The following is a 3,754-nucleotide window of genomic DNA, read 5'->3' as shown; positions in this document are numbered from 1 at the left end:
CATCATGATAAAACAGAGAAAGGGCAATATCATTCAGATAAACAGCAAGTCGGGCAAAAAAGGATCTTACAAGAATTCCGCTTACGCTGCAAGCAAGTTTGGTGGCATCGGCCTTACCCAAAGCCTTGCCCTCGAGTTGGCACAGTATAACATAAGGGTTAATGCCATATGCCCCGGTAACCTGCTGGATTCACCGCTATGGGTTAACAGCCTGTATGAGCAATATGCGCGCAACCAGGGACTTACCAAAGAGGAAATAAGGCAAAAATACCTAAGCCAGGTACCGCTGGGAAGGCCGTGTACATACGACGATGTGACCAACGTGCTGGTATTTCTGGCTTCAGATGAGTCCAGCTATATGACAGGCCAGGCCATAAATGTAACCGGCGGGCAAGAAATGAGATAAAACGGGAGATAATGAAAAAAGGAGATATTGCCTTCTAGGAGGGGGCAATATCTCCTTTTTATTAATTTCTACTACATCTGTAATTATTGCCTATTCCAACAGGGTTAATAGCTCAACTACACAAGCGAAGATGGAAACTCGCATTACTCAATGGTTATCAGCCGGTGCACATCAGCTTATGGGCTTAGCATGAGCTAACAGATATTTTTCTGCCTCCACGCACCACAGGCCATTGTTTTTCTCCACTATCCTGGCTAGCTCTGCAAATAGCGGATCAGATTTACCCTTTTCCTTGAAATCGGCTATAGCAGTCAACTCGAGTTCGATGTTGGTATATATGAGCTTTTTGCCTCCAGGGATTTTGGGCAGATTCAAGGTGGTATCCACTACGCTGTTCAATCCCCCAATATGTGTTATCATGGCCGCCGGATTTATGAGCCCCTTCTCCATCATCTGCAGGGCTTCTATCATGTCATCGGTATTGCCACCGCTGGTGCCTACCACGTGGGTGGATGCGTAGTGGACGTTGTAAAAGTTGATTTGAGCCGAGAAGTTTGGATCGGTAGGCCCTGCGAAGAAGTTCAAGCAACCGTCCCGTGCCAGTATAGCATCACCTATCTCAACCACCGATCTAACCGGCGCAAATACGAATACATCATCATATCCTTTACCATCGGTCAAGGATATGAGGTATTCCGCCACATTATCCATCCCGGAGGTATTGACATATATCAGCGTAACGCCGTTGCGAGCCGCTTCTTCCACCGTGATGATCTCGCTGGCCCTTTTAAGCCTTGCCTGATCGATATCGGTTACCACCAATAGCCTCGGCTTTCTATCATTGTGTATGGCATAATCTATGGCTCCCAGGCCCATGGGGCCTGCTCCAGCCAATATGGCCATATTGCCGCCTTCTACGATGCCCATGTTGTGCACGTATTTGCCGGGCACTGTATGGTAGCTTGCATGAAATGCGCCAATGATACACGACATGGGTTCAGCCAGCGAGCCGTAAAAATAGGCTTCGCCGTTGTATTCCAGCAGGCAATTCATCTCCATGACCTCGTTGGGGATGATGATATAGGTCGCATCTCCTCCTATATACCTGTAGGAATACCCGGGCGCCGCCAGGCTTCCCTTATAATTTAGCGCCGGCTGTATGGTAAATTTCTGGCCGGGCTTAAACTTGTGCTGCCACTTTTTCCCCACTTCCAGGATGATGCCGCAAAATTCATGGCCTATGATGACCGGATTTGTTTCCACATCATCGGGAACCCTCTTATGGTCTTTCCCTTGAATGGCAGCCTTATATGAAGACATGCATATGCTATCCGATATCACCTGTGCCAGTATTTCATCGTCCTTTATAGGTGGCAGCTCAAATTCCTCCAACCTCAAGTCATTTTTACCATAAAGGCGTACGGCTTTGGTCTTCATACATCTTCTCCTTTTTCATTCAAACCGGGAAATACCCGCTTTGAACGGCTGGGCATTTATAATCCGCCTTTTTCAGTTGCCCCTTCCCAGCGGGCGGTATTAGAGCAACCCTCTTGAATCATCTTATCTCAACGCCATACTGTTCAGCAGCTTGCATTATATTTTCAGGTAAAGGTTTATCACATATCAGAACGTCGATGTCCTTCAAAAAGGCAAAGGTAAAGGGCATATTCTTGTCGATCTTGCTTACGTCCATCAGGAGTATTACCTTCCGCGCCTTTCTGATGATGGCCTTTTTGAGCTCGCATTCATTGTAATCTCCACAAGTAAAGCCGTATTCGAGCGAAAAACCGGAAGCGGCCATAAAAGCTATATCCACGTTTATATCCTTTATGAAATTCAGGGAATTGGCACCTGAAGTTGATAAGTTGTTGCGGCTGAGCTGCCCTCCCACCAAAGTCACCGAAGGATTGTTGTTCTTGATGATCTCCAAAGCGATGTTAGGGCCACTTGTGAGTATAGAGAGGTCCTCATCAGGCAACACCTTGGCCAAGCACATGGTAGTAGTGCCCGAGTCTATGAAATACGAACGCCCCCGTTCCACAAAGGCCAATGCCTTTCTTGCAATCTTCATCTTGGCTTCCACATTCTCCATGGCCCTTAAATTGTACATGTCTTCCTTTAAATTGGAGAACAGGCTGATGGACTTTGCCCCTCCGCGCACACGAATGATCTGGCCCTTGGATTCCAGGTAATTAAGGTCACGCCGCAATGTCATAGTGGACACTTCGGGAAACAGCTTCTCCAGCTCTTTGAGCTTGACTTCACCTTTGTTTTGGATATACGCGTTTATGATCTCTCGCCTTTGAGCATTCAACCCCTATCACTTCCTCACACTCATTGTACCAAAATCCCGCTATTTTTAACAACAACTTTGTTACAATTGTTTTTATTTATCACAGGTTTACATTTCAATTATACTCATAAAAACGTTCAATTGTCAACTTTACAGATATCACCACGGCCATTTATTCAACTTATAATCCACCAATGCCAAATCATCCTCATCCACATCTATGTCCCTTTTCGCGTACGGAGTACCGCTCAAAAAATATTGCAAAGCGTATACCGCCGCTTCTTCAGGTTCCATATCGGCCTCATAATTTTTCTCTCCCGACATGTAGGTACGCATCCATCCGGGGTGGTATAGCCTGAAGGTATAGCCCTCCGGCCTTAACCTGTTAAAAGTTATTCGTTCCCCATATTTAATCCTTGGCCAGCCAATTGAGGGAATTCTTAAGCAATAACTGAAAGCTGGGATGGAGCCATACCTCTACGTTATGACCCGGCGTCAAGACGCATACCTTCCCTTTTCCATAGGTATGTACCCAGCCGGCAGGTTGCTCTCCGTGTTGAGACTTTGATGTTAAAAACACACACAGATCATCATCAATAATCTCCATAAAATAGTGCTCATCCTTTAAGGTAAAAGGCTCAAAGCCATCGGTAATTATGTGCCTGCCTACGGTTTCTACCGTCACATCGCACTGCTCGGGATGGTGTGTAAACACACCGCCCAATATGCTACGAATTATGTGTGCTTCCCTATAACCCGCCGTACCAGAATGCACTGCCAGAAGGCCGCCGCCGTTTCGTACAAAGCTTTCAAAAACACTCTGTGCTTCCTCGGTTGCCCATTCCCTCGTATCTGTCGACGAAAAGTTGTTTGATTTTGCAAGTATTGCCACCCGAAACTCTTTAAGAACATCGGGCCTCCAATTAGCCATATCTTCTATATACGTGAATTCAAAACCATCATCTGCAAGGGGGGCAAGCCCGCTTTTTACCACGTTTGCGGGATGCCAGTAATCATCGCAAAAAACTAAAACACGCATTTTCCTACCTCCATTT

At 46.2% G+C, this 3,754-nt stretch carries 5 protein-coding genes; 1 reads left to right on the top strand and 4 read right to left on the bottom strand.

From position 1 onward, the window contains the following. A partial coding sequence (locus FWJ59_RS08570) for an SDR family oxidoreductase (RefSeq protein WP_414481527.1) occupies nt 1-406 on the top strand: 406 nt, incomplete at its 5' end. 171 nt (nt 407-577) lie between these two features. Here FWJ59_RS08570 and FWJ59_RS08565 read toward each other — a convergent pair. The 4 genes from FWJ59_RS08565 to FWJ59_RS08550 all read right to left on the bottom strand — a co-directional run bounded on the left by FWJ59_RS08565 (nt 578) and on the right by FWJ59_RS08550 (nt 3,738). Beyond that, nucleotides 578-1,843: a zinc-binding dehydrogenase gene (locus FWJ59_RS08565; protein ID WP_414481526.1), complete on the bottom strand. Its 1,266-nt coding sequence runs from the start codon at nt 1,841-1,843 to the stop codon at nt 578-580. A 118-nt stretch (nt 1,844-1,961) separates the two neighbouring features. Further along, a complete protein-coding gene (locus tag FWJ59_RS08560; protein WP_414481525.1) occupies nt 1,962-2,720 on the bottom strand; it encodes a DeoR/GlpR family DNA-binding transcription regulator in 759 nt (252 codons plus the stop codon). A 138-nt stretch (nt 2,721-2,858) separates the two neighbouring features. Continuing rightward, a complete protein-coding gene (locus FWJ59_RS08555) occupies nt 2,859-3,035 on the bottom strand; it encodes a hypothetical protein (RefSeq protein ID WP_414481524.1) in 177 nt (58 codons plus the stop codon). A 73-nt stretch (nt 3,036-3,108) separates the two neighbouring features. After that, complete coding sequence (locus FWJ59_RS08550) at nt 3,109-3,738, bottom strand: ThuA domain-containing protein (RefSeq protein WP_414481523.1); 630 nt, start codon at nt 3,736-3,738, stop codon at nt 3,109-3,111. Between the last annotated feature and the right edge of the window lie 16 nt (nt 3,739-3,754).

Source organism: Caldicoprobacter sp., assembly GCF_047459465.1.
Taxonomy (GTDB): domain Bacteria; phylum Bacillota; class Clostridia; order Caldicoprobacterales; family Caldicoprobacteraceae; genus Caldicoprobacter.
This window is presented reverse-complemented; position numbering and strand designations above follow the sequence as displayed.

What these genes read in the sequence shown, in the direction of transcription:
- FWJ59_RS08555 (WP_414481524.1), bottom strand. Translation starts at nt 3,035, where the DNA reads ATGCGTACCTACATGTCGGGAGAGAAAAATTATGAGGCCGATATGGAA.
- FWJ59_RS08565 (WP_414481526.1), bottom strand. Translation starts at nt 1,843, where the DNA reads ATGAAGACCAAAGCCGTACGCCTTTATGGTAAAAATGACTTGAGGTTG.
- FWJ59_RS08550 (WP_414481523.1), bottom strand. Translation starts at nt 3,738, where the DNA reads ATGCGTGTTTTAGTTTTTTGCGATGATTACTGGCATCCCGCAAACGTG.